This window comes from Mesorhizobium sp. WSM4809, from assembly GCF_055811655.1.
In genome coordinates, this window is record NZ_JBVVQW010000012.1 from 44699 (window position 1) to 59622 (window position 14924).

Consider the following 14924-nt stretch of genomic DNA (forward strand, 5'->3'; position numbering starts at 1 on the left):
CCGGGCGGGACGGCCTCTCATCCCGCCGTGGCGGCAAAAGTCGCGCCCAAGATCCCAGGCCCGAGCGCATAGTTTTTGAGCAACATGCATCAGGCCGGGATCCTGATGACCACCTCGGCAACTTCGCCGTCCTTCAGTTCGACTGCCGAACCCTTGGTCTTTGCCCCATTCACCTCCAGCGACACGGCCTTGGCCTTATTGTCGCGGATCACGCGAATCTTGAGTTCCGCCCCCAGCATTTTGAGATTTGCCGAGTACCCATCCCAGTGTCTGGGTAGCTTCGGCTTGAACTGGACACGCTTGCCGCGCCGCTCGATGCCCAGAATGCCTTCGACCGCAGCCCTGTAGAGCCAGCCGGCGGAGCCGGTGTACCAGGTCCAGCCGCCACGGCCGCCCTTGCCGTTGCCGGCATTGTCGTCCCCGGCATAGATATCGGCCGCCACGACATAGGGCTCGACACGATAGTGCTCGGCCGTGGCCTCGTCGGTCGCATGGTTGACGGGGTTCAGCATCGAGAAACAGCGATAGGCCTCGTCGACCTGTCCCATCTCGGCGAGCGCGATGACGAACCATGTGGCGGCATGGGTGTACTGGCCGCCATTCTCGCGCACACCGGGCGGATAGCTCTTGATGTAACCCGGGTCCTTCTCCGTCTTCGAGAAGGGCGGCGTGAAAAGTTTGACGATCTTCAGCTTGTCGTCCACAAGCAGCTTCGTTGCTTGCTCCATCGCGGTGGTCGACCGTGCCGGATCGCCCTCTCCCGAAAGCACGCTCCAGGACTGGGCGATCGAGTCGATCTTGCACTCCTGCGAGTTGCGGGACCCCAAAGGGGTGCCGTCGTCGAAACTGCCGCGCCGGTACCATTCGCCGTCCCATGCGGTGCTCTCAAGCGCCCGCTTCAGAACATCGGCATGCTTTGCCCAGGCCTGTGCTCGCTTAGCGTCGCCCTCGGCCTTGGCGACGGGGGCGAAATCACCAAGCGTCTTCAGCAGGAACCAGCCGAGCCAGACGCTCTCGCCCTTGCCGTGCTCGCCGACGCGGTTCATGCCGTCGTTCCAGTCGCCGCCGAGGATCAGCGGCAGGCCCGCGGGGCTGCTGCGCTTGATGGCGAGATCGAGCGCACGCGCGCAATGGTCGTAGAGCGACGCCGTCTTCTTCGAGATTTCCGGGGTGAAGAAGGCATCGTGCTCGCCATCGCCCAGCGGCTGTCCATCGATGAACGCCAATTGCTCCTTGAGGATGGTGGCATCGCCGGTGACCAGCAAATAGCGCGCCGTGGCGTGGGCAAGCCAGACCACGTCGTCGGAGATCAGCGTGCGTACGCCAGCACCCGTGCGCGGCAGCCACCAGTGCTGCACGTCGCCTTCGGGGAACTGCCGCCGTGCCGCATTGAGTATCTGGTCGCGCGCCAGTTGCGGGTCATGCGCCAGCAGCGCCAGCGTATCCTGCAACTGGTCGCGGAAGCCGAAGGCACCGCTGGCCTGATAGAAGGCGGAGCGGGCACGGATGCGGCAGGCCAGGCTCTGATAGGGCAGCCAGTGATTGACCATGGCGTCGAGCGCCTTGTCAGGCGTCTCGACCTGGATGGTGTCGAGGAAGCCGCGCCATTCGCGCTCATTGTCGGTCAGCCGCTGGTCGAAGTCCTTGACCTTATGCTCCTGCACCAGCGCGCTCGCCTCCTCGGCGGACTCGGCGTCACCGAGCAGCCAGAGCAGCGTCACGTCGCCGCCAGCCGGGATCTCGACGTCGCGGGCAATCGCCGCGCATGGATCGTCGCCGGCCTCGACACGGCCAGACAGCGCTGCACCACTCAGCACCGCCTGCGGCAGCTCGCTGGAGCCATGCCGGCCCAGGAACTCCGTCCGGTCTGTCGTCACCGAATGAACGCCGCCGTCAGCCGCGAGGAATGCAACGCGCTCGCCGAAATCCAGCCCGTAGGGGTTTTGTGCCAGCAGCGCCCCGCTGGCGGCATCCCGCGACGGGACGATGGTTGCCGCAGTGCGCGACCGGTGCCCGCCGAGCACCCATTCGGCATAGGCATAGACACGCAGCCGCGCCGGCACCGAACCGGAATTCTGGATGCGCAGCCGCGAGATCTTCAGCGGATCGACCGGATCGACGACATGGGTGAGATCCATCGACAATGGTCCGCGCTTCGAGCGGAAGGTCGAGAAACCCTGGCCGTGCCAAGCCTCGTAGGTCATCGTGGGATCGCGCACCACGGCAGCGAGCGGCGAGAATGCCTTGCCGCTGGCCTGATCGTAGATATAGAGGCCCTCGCCCGGCCGGTTCGAGACCGGATCATTCGACCACGGCGTCAACTGGTAGTCGCGGCTGTTTCGGCTCCAGGTGAAGGCAGCGCCCTCGGCGGAGGTATGGAAGCCGAACGAGGCGTTGGAGACGACGTTGATCCACGGCTGCGGCGTCGTGCGGCGGCCGGCCAGGCGCACGACATAATGCCGCCCGTCGCCGTCGAAACCGCCAAAGCCGTTCCACTGGCTGAGACCGCTTCCATCGGCGCTGACATTGGCCACTGCCTGCGAGGCAGGAGTATGCGTCGTGGGTGTCGGCGACGGCAATTCACGCGGAATTGGCAATGCTGCCAGAGCGTCGCGCGCCTGCAGAGCCGCGGCCTCGGCGCGCTCGATCTGGTCGAAGATGGTGCCGTTGCGCGTGTGCAGGACCACCCGGGCGACAGCGAGCAGCGTCTTGTAGGTGGTCTCGTCCATGAGATCGCGGCGCACCGCGAATATGTGCTGGCGAGGTCCGAGCTCCTTGCCGCGCAGGCGGCTGTTTTCGCACAGCGTCTCGACCGCCCGCTGCAGGTCCTGGACATAGGAGGACGCCTGCTCGTTGACGACGACGAAGTCGATCATCATGCCGCGGGTGCGCATATATTCCTGGAAACGCAGCGCCTGGGCAACGATTTCGAGATCGGCGACGTCGCCGATCCTGACCAGGAAGATCGGGAAATCGCCGGAAATGCTTGTCGGCCACAGGCTCGACTGCTTGCCCAGCCCCGAGGCGATGGATTCAGCGGGAAGACGCAGGAACGGATCCGGATAGATCAGATAGCGCGCCAGCTTCTGCACATTGGCGGCATCGGTCAGACTGAGGCCCATATGGCGGGTCTGCACCTGGCTGCGCGTCCAGGCAAGCATGGCCTGGCGGGCAAAGCTCTCCGGATGGTCGAGGCGGGCGATGGCTTCGTCCAGCTCGGTGCGGCCAGCGCCGACGACGGTCCAGAAGGTCAGCGATATCTTCTTGTTGGCCGGCACGCGCACCTGGCGGCGCAGCGAGGCGACGGGATCGAGCGTAAAGCCTGAGTGGCCGCCCAGCCTGGCGCCCGGGTCGAAAGCGGCCGCATCGACGATGGTACGGCCACGGCCGATGAAGGCGCGCCTGTCGGTTTCGGCCTCGGCATCGCGCGCCGATCCGGACGGATCGGTGACGAAATGCACCATGGCGATATCGGGCTCACTGGTCTCGCGCTTGCGCCGCGTGGCGAAGATCGCCGCGTTGTTGGCAGAGATTTCGGTTTCCACGAACATCTTCGAGAAGGCCGGATGCGCGTTGTCGGACGCCTCCAGGCCGAGCACCAGTTCGGCAAAGGAGGTCACTTCGATGTGACGGTCGGACGGACCGTCATTGTAGAGCGTGACCCGACGACCCTCGCCATTGCCTTCCGAGATGACAATGCATTCGACCTCGGAGCGCAACGTGCCCACGGATTTGACGAAGCTCGCCTTGTCGTCGGAGAACAAGGTCTGCGCCTTTTCCTCGGCGGCGCGCTTCGGCTCGGCCGTAGCCGACCACCAATCGCCGGTGCCGGCGTCACGCAGGAAGATGTAGGAGCCGAGCCGGTCCTCGGTCGGATCCGGCTGCCAGCGTGTGACGGAGAGATCGCCCCAGCGGCTGTAGCCCGAGCCGGTCGCGGTGACCATCACCGAATAGCGGCCGTTCGACATGACGTTGGTCGACCGCAGAGACTGCAGCGGATTGAGCACGATGCGGGTGTCGGGGCTGTCGACTTCGGTCTCGTCCTTGGAGCGTTCGTCGGCCTCGGTCCTGACGGTCGCGGTCGGGATGTCGCGCGGCGCCCTCTCCTGCAGCAAGAGTTCGGCCGATTCGATGACCGGATCGCTGTGGAAGCGGTCGCGCATGCGACCTTCGAAGATGGCGTCGGCAACCGCCGCGATCGACATGCCCGAATGATGGGCCATGTAGTTCTGGACGACGACATGATCCGTGCCTTCCGGCACGCGCTGCGGCGTGAAGTCGACGGCATCGTAGTAGCCGTGGCGGCCGAGCGCCCCGATCTCCCGCAATCGGGCGAGATTCAGCACGGCTTCACGCGGATTGAACTGGGCCGCCAGTATGGTGGCGTAGGGCGCGATCACCGTGTTCTGGCCAAGGCCGCGCTTCAGCCCGAGGCCTGGAACGCCGAAATTTGTGTATTGGTAGGTCAGTTCTCGGTCGCGCGCATTGTAGGCGGCCTCCGAAATGCCCCACGGCACGTTCTTCTGGCGGCCATACTGGATCTGGCGCTTGATGATCAGCTTGCTGGTCTGGTTGAGGATCGAGCCCTGCGGCTCCTTCATCACCAGCGGCGGCATCAGATATTCGAACATCGAGCCGGACCAGGACATCAGGGCGCCCTGGAAACCGATTTCGACGATCGGCCGGCCAAGCCGGAACCAGTGCTCGGTCGGCAGGTCGCCCTTGGCGATGGCGAACAGGCTGGTCAGCCGCGCTTCGGAAGCCAGAAGGTCGTAGCAGCTCTCGTCGAGCTGGTGTTCCTCGACCCGGTAGCCGATCGACAACAGCTTGCGCTCCGGCCGCATCAGGAAGGAGAAATCCATCTCGAAGGCGTAACGGCGCGTGCGCTCGCGCAAGGTGAGCAGCTTGGCACGCAGCGCCTCGACGGCATTGTCGTCGCTGTGCGCGTCATGGACGTGCGCTTCGCAGGTGGCTTCCAGCCTTGCCGCCCAGTCGACGATAACGTCGCTCTGGGGCGACACCGCCTCGGTATGGATGGCGGTGGCCAATTTGCGGATCTCGCCGGCCAGCACAGCCAGGTTGATGGTGCGGATCGACGCCATTTCGGGCTGCGCCTTGATGGTGTCGACAGCGCGCCGCATGCCGTCGAGGCGGTCGGCGAGACGCTGGCGCAGCGGGCGCAACTGACGGCGGTCGTCGGGCAGATCATCGAGGCTTTCGCTGAGGATGGTGACCGTGTCGAGAATGCCTTCGAAATCGCCCTGGAGATGGACGGAAGGTGCTTCGGCCCATTCGGCGCAGGCCGCCGCCACCGCCACCAGATGGCCAGCGAGATTGCCGCTGTCGACAGCCGAGATGTAAAGCGGATAGAGCGGCTTCAGTGTCGTCGTGTCGTACCAGTTGAAGAGGTGACCGCGCTCACGCGGCATGCCCTCGATCGTCGCCATGGTGGCGTCGATGCGGGTGATGGCGTCGGACAGGCTGATCCAGCCGAAGTCGCGGGCGGAAACGACGGACAGCAGGTAGACGCCGATATTGGTCGGCGAGGTGCGTGGCGCCACCACCGGCGCCGGGCTTTCCTGGAAATTGTCCGGCGGCAGATGGTGATGCTCTGCCGTCACGAAGCTTTCGAAATAATGCCATGTGCGCCGCGCCACCGTGCGCAACGTATGGATGTCGGCCTGCGATATGCGCAGCCGATCCTCGGTTTCAGCCGAACGGCTGATCCAGCTGGCGATGGCCGGCGAGCCAATCCAGAACAGGGCGAAGAAGAAGGCGACGAAGGCGCCGGTCGAATCGGCCAACACCGGAATGGCAAGGCCGACGAAGCCGATGATCACGGCGCCATACATCATGCCGTAATACGACCCGACATCGTTGTCGCCCGCCTTGTGCGCCTGCGAGGCGGTGCGCCATTCCAAAAGGTTCTGGCGGCTGACGAACAGCCGGTAGAGCGTGCGCACGATGGCATCGCCCATCATCCAGGCATTGTGCGCCATCAGCACGATTTTCAGCGCCACCATGGCGGTGCCGAAGGCGACGTCGCGTGCCAGGGCCGAGAAATGGCCGCGTGGCGTCTGGTCGCCGCTCTTGGGCAGGATGGCGTTGACGATGTCGAATGTCGGCGCCATGAACAGGCTGAGGATCAGCAGGGCCTGCCATTGCGCGGCTTGCGTGAAGGGCAGCAGCGTCCAGCCGGCGATCGCCGCCATCACCCAGAAGATCGGCGTCAGCGAGCGGCGCAGATTGTCGATCATCTTCCAGCGCGACAGCGCCGGCACGCCGGAGCGCGGATCGAGCATGAAGCCGAGCAACTGCCAGTCGCCGCGCGCCCAGCGATGGTGGCGCGAGGCGTCCACCGAGTAGCGGGTCGGATAGTCCTCAACCAGTTCGACGTCGGTGACCAGCGCCGCGCGCGCCAGCGCGCCTTCCAGCAGATCGTGGCTGAGGATGGTGTTCTCCTCGATGCGGCCCTGCAGGGCGGCCTCGAAGGCGTCGACATGATAGAGGCCCTTGCCGGTGAAGGACCCGTCGCCGAAGACGTCCTGGTAGAGATCAGACACGGCAAAGACATAAGGGTCGAGGCCGCGATTGGCCGAAAAGACCCGCTGGAAGAACGACGCATCGTCGCCTGAGGTCAGCGACGCGGTGATGCGCGGCTGCAGGATCGCGTAGCCGGCGGTGACGACGCGCTTGCTGGCGTCGAAATGCGGCCGGTTGAGCGGGTGGCAAAGCTTGCCGACAAGAGTGGCGACCGCGTCACGGGTGGTGCGCGTGTCGGCATCGAGCGTCATCACATGGACGACGTTCTCCGGCAGCGGCACGTCGAGCGGCAGGAACGTGGTGTCGCTGTCGCCGCGCAGCAGAAGATCGAGCTCGTGCAGCTTGCCGCGCTTGCGCTCCCAGCCCATCCAGGCCCCTTGCGCCGCATTGAACAGCCGGCGCCGGTGCAGGATGTAGAAACGCGGCGCGCCTTCGGACGGATAGCGGGCGTTGAGACGAGCGATTTCGGTACGGGCGAATTCGAGGATTTCGGTGTCCGCCGCATCGATCTCGGTCTTCGAGTCTGGCCAGTCCGACAGCAGCGCGAAATGGATTTCATCGGCCGTGTTGGCGAGATGATGCACCTCGATGTTGCGGATGTTTTCCTCGACGTCGTCGCGCGAGCCGATCAGCGACGGCACCACCACCAGCGTGCGCGCCTCGGGCGGAACGCCGTGCCGGTAATCGTAGCCGACGAGACGCGTCGGTTTCAGGAACAGCGATACGACCGTGTTGAAGAAGGCGAGCGCGCCCTCGCTGGCCGGCACGGCAAAAAGCGCCAGCATGAGGACGATCGAGGGCACCGACAGGCCGAGATTGGCAAGCGCGTTGCCGGAAAGGACGAGAAGCAGGGCCGTCAGCGCAAACACGGGCACGACGATGCCGAGCCACCCGGTCTTGCGGAAGGCACGCTTGACTGTCTGGCTGATGGTGGGCCGATAGCCGATCGCCTTCTCCAGCTCCAGCCGGCGTGGGCCGACGAGAAAGAAGCCGACATCGGTGTGGGCGGACCCGGTTAAAACGACGTCGCCGTCACCATCGCTGGCGGCGTGGCCGGCCAACTCAATGGCCATCTCGGCAACGCGATATTCCGAAAGGTTCGAGCGGCGCGCCAATTCCTCGATCGCGGTCCGGTACTGATCGCGCGAGAAGAAGTCGAGCGCGGCGAAATCGGTGCGCTCGCGCAGCACGGTGTCGATGCGGCTGACGCCTTCGAACCACACCGTCCAGTCGACGTCGTTGATGAGGCGCAGGCCGCGGATGATGTTGCCCGTCGTCACATTGCCGCTGGACAGTGTGTGATGTTCGGAAATGATGATTTCCTCGGCATCGGAGCCGGTCTTTTCGAGCTCGCCTTCCAGCCATTCCAGAGCCTTGCCGGCATTCTGCGATCCATCGCGCAGGCGGTAGAGCAGTTGGGTGGCGAAGGTGGTGTCCTGCGCATGCGCGCTGAAATTGGACAGGATCGACTGCCGGTCGGCGCTGTCGTCGGTCGCCAGGACCTTGTCGGCCACATCGTTGGCGATCTGGCGCATCTGGCGGGTGCGATTGACCCTGACGGCCAGCCGGCGGAGATTTTCGATCAGGACGAAGCGCAACAGCGAAGGCAGCGCCCAGAGTTCGCCGATCTTCAGCGGCTCGACCGACTGAAAACCCTGGACGATGGACTTGAACATCGTCGCCGAAACGGAACTGTCTGAATGCGCCACATAGGTCCAGGCCAGCGCCAGCGCGCGCGGCACGCTGCCGTTGTCAGGCAGTTTCAGCGTCGGCAACTGACGATAGAAGCGGCGCGGCAGGTCGCGCTTGACCTGGAAAATGGTCTCTTCGACCAGGTAATTGTTGTCGAGCAGCCATTGTGCCGCCGGCGTGATCGTCTCGCCCCTCGCCTGCGCCGCATTGGTCGACCGGTAGACTTCCAAAATCTTCTTGGCGCTGTCGCGGACACGCGCCTGAAAATCGAAGGGCGTCAGGCCGAACAGATCGGTGAGGTCGCCTTTTGCCAGGCTTTCGCCAAGCAGCCGAAGGCGCTCTTCGGGCAGGTAATTGGAGCGAATCGGCTCTTCCGTGATGGCCGGGAAGCTCGCGCTTGTCTTCTCGATTTGGGCAGGATTCGTCTGAATATTCATTGAAAATTCCGTAAGCGGGCACTGAGCGGCGTCACCGCCACGGCAATGGCCCTAAAACCGGTTCAAATGCAATTGGTTGCATAAACCCCACTTGCCGAAAGTTTGTTTCCGCACCACGACAGGGCGTCGTCTCTCAGCAAAACTCAAAGACAAGCACCCCACTTCCCGCCAGGCCAGATCGGCGGAGAGGATTCAGGCTTTTTCGTGATGCCGCCAGCAGCTTACGCTATATTTCGCCGGTGCCGCGATCATGTTTGGAAACAAGCGTTAATCGTTGCCGGCAATGGCGCCGATCCGGATCACGAACAGCGTTGCCTCATGGGCGGGTTGGACGAGCAGGCCGGTGCTGACCGGACCGGACAGCAGCGTGTCGAGCGGACCGAGGCGGACCGGTTCAGCGGCGGGCACGCTGACGTCGCCCTCCAAGCATAGGATGAGCGTTGTGCCGGCTTCAGTCCGGACTTCCACGGGGGCCGAAATCACCAGGCGTTCGACCGAATGCGTCACCCGGCTTCGGCGGGTCATGACATTGAGATCGGTGATCGGCCCGCCGATCAGTGCAGCCGAGGTCTGCACGTCGGCAGGGAAAGAAAACAGGGCCGTCGTCCTGTTTATGGATGTCGGCGGGTGGCCGGCAATCTCAAGGACGATGCCCTCGCCTTCGAGCACGGCAAGGGTGCGATCGATCCCGGCAAATTGCGAGAAAGGACCGCTCAGTTCGACGCGCGCCATCGAGACGCGCCAGTCGAAGTCGTCGAGACCGGCACCCGAGGGCGAAACGGCGATTTCCGTCGTCACGCCGCCGCCGTTCTTCCACGGCATCGACCGGTATTCGGCTGCCCGCAGGATGCGCATCGGTTCAGCCAATCAGCCGAGAATGCCGGGCAAATTGAGCTGGTGCTCCTTGGCGCATTCGATGGCGACGTCGTAGCCGGCATCGGCATGGCGCATGACACCGGTCGCCGGATCGTTCCACAACACCCGCTCCAGGCGCCTTGCGGCGTCCGGCGTGCCGTCGGCGACGATGACCATGCCGGCGTGCTGCGAGAAACCCATGCCGACGCCGCCGCCATGGTGCAGCGACACCCAGGTGGCGCCGGACGCCGTGTTGAGCAACGCGTTGAGCAGCGGCCAATCGGACACAGCGTCCGAGCCGTCCTTCATGGATTCCGTTTCGCGGTTTGGCGAGGCGACCGAGCCGGAATCGAGGTGATCGCGGCCGATGACGACAGGCGCCTTCAGCTCACCCTTGGCCACCATCTCGTTGAAAGCGAGTCCGAGCCTGTGGCGGTCGCCAAGGCCGACCCAGCAGATGCGCGCCGGCAGGCCCTGGAAGGCGATGCGCTCGCGCGCCATGTCGAGCCAATTGTGCAGATGGGTGTTGCCGGGCGTCAGTTCGCGCACCTTGGCGTCGGTCTTGTAGATATCCTCAGGATCGCCGGAAAGGGCTGCCCAGCGGAACGGCCCGATGCCACGGCAGAACAGCGGGCGGATATAGGCCGGCACGAAGCCGGGGAAGGCAAAGGCGTTCTCGAACCCCTCCTCCTTGGCCACCTGGCGGATGTTGTTGCCGTAGTCGAGCGTCGGCACGCCGGCGTTCCAGAACGCCACCATCGCCTCGACATGTTCGCGCATGGAAGCGCGTGCCGCCTTCTCGACCACCTTGGGGTCGCTGACGCGCTTCTCGCGCCACTCGGCCATCGTCCAGCCCTTCGGCAGGTAGCCGTTGATGGGATCATGCGCCGAGGTCTGGTCGGTGACCATATCGGGGTGAATGCCACGCCGGAACATTTCCGGGACGATCTCGGCCGTATTGCCAAGCAGGCCGACCGATTTCGCCTCGCCGGCCTTGGTCCAGCGTTCGATCTTTTCCAGCGCCTCGTCGAGCGTGTCGGCGCGCTCGTCGACGTAGCGGGTGCGCAGGCGGAAATCGATCGAGTCCGGGTTGCATTCGATCGCCAGGCAGCAGGCGCCGGCCATGACGGCGGCGAGCGGCTGGGCGCCACCCATGCCGCCGAGACCGCCGGTCAGTATCCATTTTCCCTTGAGATTGCCGCCATAGTGCTGGCGGCCGGCCTCGACGAAGGTCTCGTAGGTGCCTTGCACGATGCCTTGCGTGCCGATGTAGATCCACGAGCCGGCCGTCATCTGGCCGTACATCATCAGGCCCTTCTTATCGAGCTCGTTGAACTTTTCCCAATTCGCCCAGTGCGGCACCAAATTGGAGTTGGCGATCAGCACGCGCGGGGCGTCCGGGTGGGTCCGGAACACGCCAACCGGCTTGCCGGACTGGACCAGCAAAGTCTCGTCATCGGCCAGCGTCCTCAAGGAGGCGACGATGCGGTCGAAGTCGTTCCAGGTGCGCGCCGCCCGGCCGATGCCGCCATAGACGACCAGCTCGTTGGGATTTTCTGCAACATCCGGGTCGAGATTGTTCATCAGCATGCGCAGCGGCGCTTCCGTCAGCCAGGAGCGCGCGCTGATTTCGGTGCCGCGCGGGCTGCGGACTTCGCGGATGTTGTGGCGAGGATTGTTCATGGCGTCACTCCATAAAGGACCTGATGTCAGACGCGCGCCCAGGATGTCGCGGTCTCGAGGATTTTCCGCAGCGTGGCGCGGATCGGTGCTGCGAACTCGGCGTCATAGGGCACCGGCCAATTGTCCGGCGTACCCTTGCCATCTGGCTCGCGCATATAGCCGCGGTTGGAGAGTTCCATCTGCAGCGCATGCACGCCTTGTTGCGGCTGGCCGAAATGGCGTGTGATCCAGCCGCCCTTGAAGCGGCCGTTGATGACAAAGGTTTCACCGGTTTCGGCCATGATCTGGCCGACCATCGCCTGCAGCGTCGGATCGGCGCTCCTGCCGTCATTGGTGCCGAGGTTGAAAACCGGCAGCGTGCCTTCAAACAGGCGCGGCAGCACTGAACGGATCGAGTGGCAGTCATAGAGGACGATCTTTTCGTGCAGGCCACGCAACCGGTCGATCTCGACCTGCAAGGCGGCATGGTAGGGCACGAAGAATTTCTCGCGACGCTCGTCGATCTCCGACGGCCCCGGTTCTTCGCCCTCGCGATAGAGCGGATCGCCATCGAAAGTCTCGGTCGGGCAAAGGCCGGTCGTCGCCTGGCCGGGGTAAAGCGAGGCGCCGGAGGGATCGCGGTTGACGTCGATGACGGTGCGCGAGATCGCGGTGTGCACCACCGTCGCCCCGAGGCCGGCAGCAAAGTCATAGAGATTATCGATCCACCAATCGCAGTCGCGGCGGCCGAGCCAGGGCGAGACCAGCCGATTCTCAAGGCCGGCGAGGTCGATGCCGGTGTGCGGGATCGACACCAGCAACGGCGCTGTGCCGGGCGTGACCGTCAGCCAGGGCGCGCTTGCCATCACATCGCTCCGGAAACCGACGGCAGAGCCACGCCGCCGGCGGCCTCGATGGCCGCACCGCTGCGCACCATGGCGATGGCTTTTTCCATATCGGGGTGGAAATGGCGGTCATTGTCGAGATGCGGCACTTCGGCCCGGACCAGCTTGCGCACTGCCTCCAGGGCGTCGCTCGAGGCCAGCGGCGCATGGAAATCGCAGCCTTGGGCCGCGGCCAGCAATTCGATGCCGATCACGGCGGTGGCGTTCTCGACCATCCCGATCAGCCGGCGCGCACCGTGCGCGGCCATCGAAACATGGTCTTCCTGGTTTGCCGAGGTGGGGATCGAATCGACGCTGGCCGGATAGGCTTTCTGCTTGTTCTCCGAAACGAGCGCCGCCGCCGTCACCTGCGGGATCATGAAGCCGGAGTTCAGGCCGGGCTTCGGCGTCAGGAAGGCCGGCATGCCGGACAGCGCCGGATCGACAAGCATGGCGATGCGGCGTTCCGACAGCGAACCGATTTCGCAGATGGCGAGCGCGATCATGTCGGCGGCGAAGGCCACCGGCTCGGCGTGGAAATTGCCGCCGGAAAGCGCGGTGTCATCCTCGGCGAAGATCAGCGGATTGTCGGTGACGCCATTGGCTTCGGTGCCCAGCGTGTCGGCCGCCTGGCGCAGCACGGTGAGTGCAGCGCCCATCACCTGCGGCTGGCAGCGCAGGCAATACGGATCCTGCACGCGTTCGTCGCCAACCCGATGCGATTCACGGATGGCGCTGCCGGCCATCAGATTGCGCAGGGCGTCGGCCGTCTCGATCTGGCCGGGATGCTTTCTCAGCACATGGATGCGCGGATCGAAGGGGGCGTCGGACCCTTTTGCCGCGTCGGTCGACAGGGCACCGGCGACCAGCGCCGATTGGTAGAGCACTTCGGCCTCGAACAAGGCGGCCAGCGCATAGGCGGTCGAAAACTGGGTGCCGTTGAGCAGCGCCAGGCCCTCCTTGGCGCCCAGCGTCACCGGTTCCAATCCATGCGAGACGAAGGCGACCTTGGCCGGGAAACGGCCATGCGGGGTGAAGCATTCGCCGACGCCGATCATCACCGCCGTCATGTGCGACAGCGGGGCGAGGTCGCCGGAGGCGCCGACGGAACCTTGCGCCGGCACCACCGGGATGACGTCGTTGGCCAGCATTGCTTCCAGCAATTCGATGGTTTGCGGCCGCACGCCCGACGCGCCCTGCGCCAGGCTGGCGAGCTTCAGCGCCATCATCAGCCTGCAGACAGCAACCGGCATCGGCTCGCCAACGCCGGCGGCGTGCGACAGGACGATGTTGCGCTGCAAGGTCTCGAGATCCTCGGCCGGGATGCGGACGCTGGCCAGTTTGCCGAAGCCGGTGTTGATGCCATAGACCGGCTCGCCCTTGGCAACGATCCTGGCGACAGCCTCGGCGCTCGCCTTGATCTTTGGCCGGCAGGCATTGTCCAGCTTGGGCACGGCGCCACGATAGATGGCGCGCCAGTCGGCCAGCGTCGCATTGCCGGGCTTCAGGGTCAGTTCGGTCATTGTCCTCTCCAGATGCGGGCATGCAGTGGGTTGAAGCCCATGCGATAGACGAGTTCGGCGGGGCGCTCGATGTCCCAGATCGCCAGGTCGGCGGATTTTCCGGCTTCCAGCGTGCCGGTTTCACCCAGCAAACCAAGCGCGCGGGCGGCCTCGCGGGTGACGCCGGCGAGGCATTCATCGACCGTCAGGCCGAACAGGGTCGCGGCCATGTTCATGGTCAGAAGCAGCGAGGTCAGCGGCGAAGTGCCGGGATTGTTGTCGGTGGCGACAGCCATCTTGACGCCGTGCTGGCGAAACAGGCCGATCGGCGGCTTCTTGGTTTCGCGAATGAAATAGTAGGCGCCGGGCAAGATCGTCGCCACGGTTCCGGCCTTGGCCATCGCCGCTGCACCGGCATCATCGGTGTATTCGAGATGGTCGGCCGACAGCGCACCGTAACGGGCGGCGAGTTCGGCGCCATGCAGGTTGGACAGCTGGTCGGCATGGAGCTTGACCGGCAGGCCTGCTGCTTTGGCCGCATCGAAGACGCGCGCCATCTGTTCCGGCGAAAAGGCGATGCCTTCGCAGAAACCGTCGACGGCATCGGCCAGCCCCTCGGCGGCAACCGATGGAAGAATCTTATTGGCGACCAGATCGATAAAGTAGTCCTTGTCGCCCTTGGCTTCCGGCGGCAGCGCGTGAGCGCCGAGGAAGGTGGTGCGGATCGTCACCGCCCGTTGCGCGCCCAGTTGGCGGGCTGCACGCAGCGATTTCTTCTCGTTTTCGAGGTCGAGGCCATAGCCGGACTTGATCTCGACGGTGGTCACGCCTTCGGCGATCAGCGCATCGAGGCGCGGCAGCGATTGAGTGACCAGTTCGTCTTCGCTGGCGGCGCGCAAGGATTTGACCGACGAAACAATGCCGCCGCCGGCCCGGGCGACCTCTTCATAGGTGGCGCCGGCCAGCCGCATCTCGAATTCGTTGGCGCGGTTGCCGGCGTGGACCAGATGGGTGTGGCAGTCGATCAGGCCAGGCGTGATCCAGCGGCCCTCGCAATCGACCGTTTCTGCGGCCAGGGCAAGTGTTGGGGGCAGCTCCGACTCGGGGCCGGCATAGACAATGCGGCCGTCACGCGCAGCGACCGCGCCATGTTCGACGACGCCAAGTCCGGCAGACCCGTCGGCCATTGTCGCTAGCCGCGCATTGCGCCACAGACGAAGATCCCCTGCCCGGCTTTTGCTCTGTCCAGCCATCATCTTTTCCGTTTCAATCGATGACGATTATGTATATACATATTGAAACGCACTGCAAGTGCCATCATCGCATGAGAGACAGAGAACCGGAGAGAA

General features: G+C 64.6%; 6 protein-coding genes. All 6 read right to left on the bottom strand.

All coding sequences use genetic code 11. The features are described from left to right. Positions 1 to 89 precede the first annotated feature (89 nt). Positions 90 to 8672 carry a glycoside hydrolase family 94 protein gene (locus tag AC0L24_RS24535; protein ID WP_473564211.1) on the bottom strand — a complete coding sequence of 2861 codons (8583 nt, stop codon included), beginning with the start codon at positions 8670 to 8672 and terminating at the stop codon, positions 90 to 92. A 267-nt stretch (positions 8673 to 8939) separates the two neighbouring features. Further along, positions 8940 to 9527: a HutD/Ves family protein gene (locus AC0L24_RS24540; RefSeq protein ID WP_128362688.1), complete on the bottom strand. Its 588-nt coding sequence runs from the start codon at positions 9525 to 9527 to the stop codon at positions 8940 to 8942. A 12-nt stretch (positions 9528 to 9539) separates the two neighbouring features. After that, a complete protein-coding gene (hutU, locus tag AC0L24_RS24545; RefSeq protein ID WP_128362687.1) occupies positions 9540 to 11210 on the bottom strand; it encodes a urocanate hydratase in 1671 nt (556 codons plus the stop codon). A gap of 26 nt (positions 11211 to 11236) precedes the next feature. Beyond that, positions 11237 to 12055 (bottom strand): N-formylglutamate deformylase, encoded by an 819-nt coding sequence (gene hutG / locus AC0L24_RS24550; RefSeq protein ID WP_127810735.1) that lies wholly within the window; start codon positions 12053 to 12055, stop codon positions 11237 to 11239. After that, positions 12055 to 13596, bottom strand: coding sequence for a histidine ammonia-lyase (hutH, locus tag AC0L24_RS24555; protein ID WP_127810736.1), 1542 nt, complete (start codon positions 13594 to 13596; stop codon positions 12055 to 12057). The genes hutG and hutH overlap by 1 nt, the downstream gene beginning before the upstream one ends. Further along, positions 13593 to 14828 carry an imidazolonepropionase gene (gene hutI, locus AC0L24_RS24560; protein WP_127810737.1) on the bottom strand — a complete coding sequence of 412 codons (1236 nt, stop codon included), beginning with the start codon at positions 14826 to 14828 and terminating at the stop codon, positions 13593 to 13595. The genes hutH and hutI overlap by 4 nt, the downstream gene beginning before the upstream one ends. Positions 14829 to 14924 lie beyond the last annotated feature (96 nt).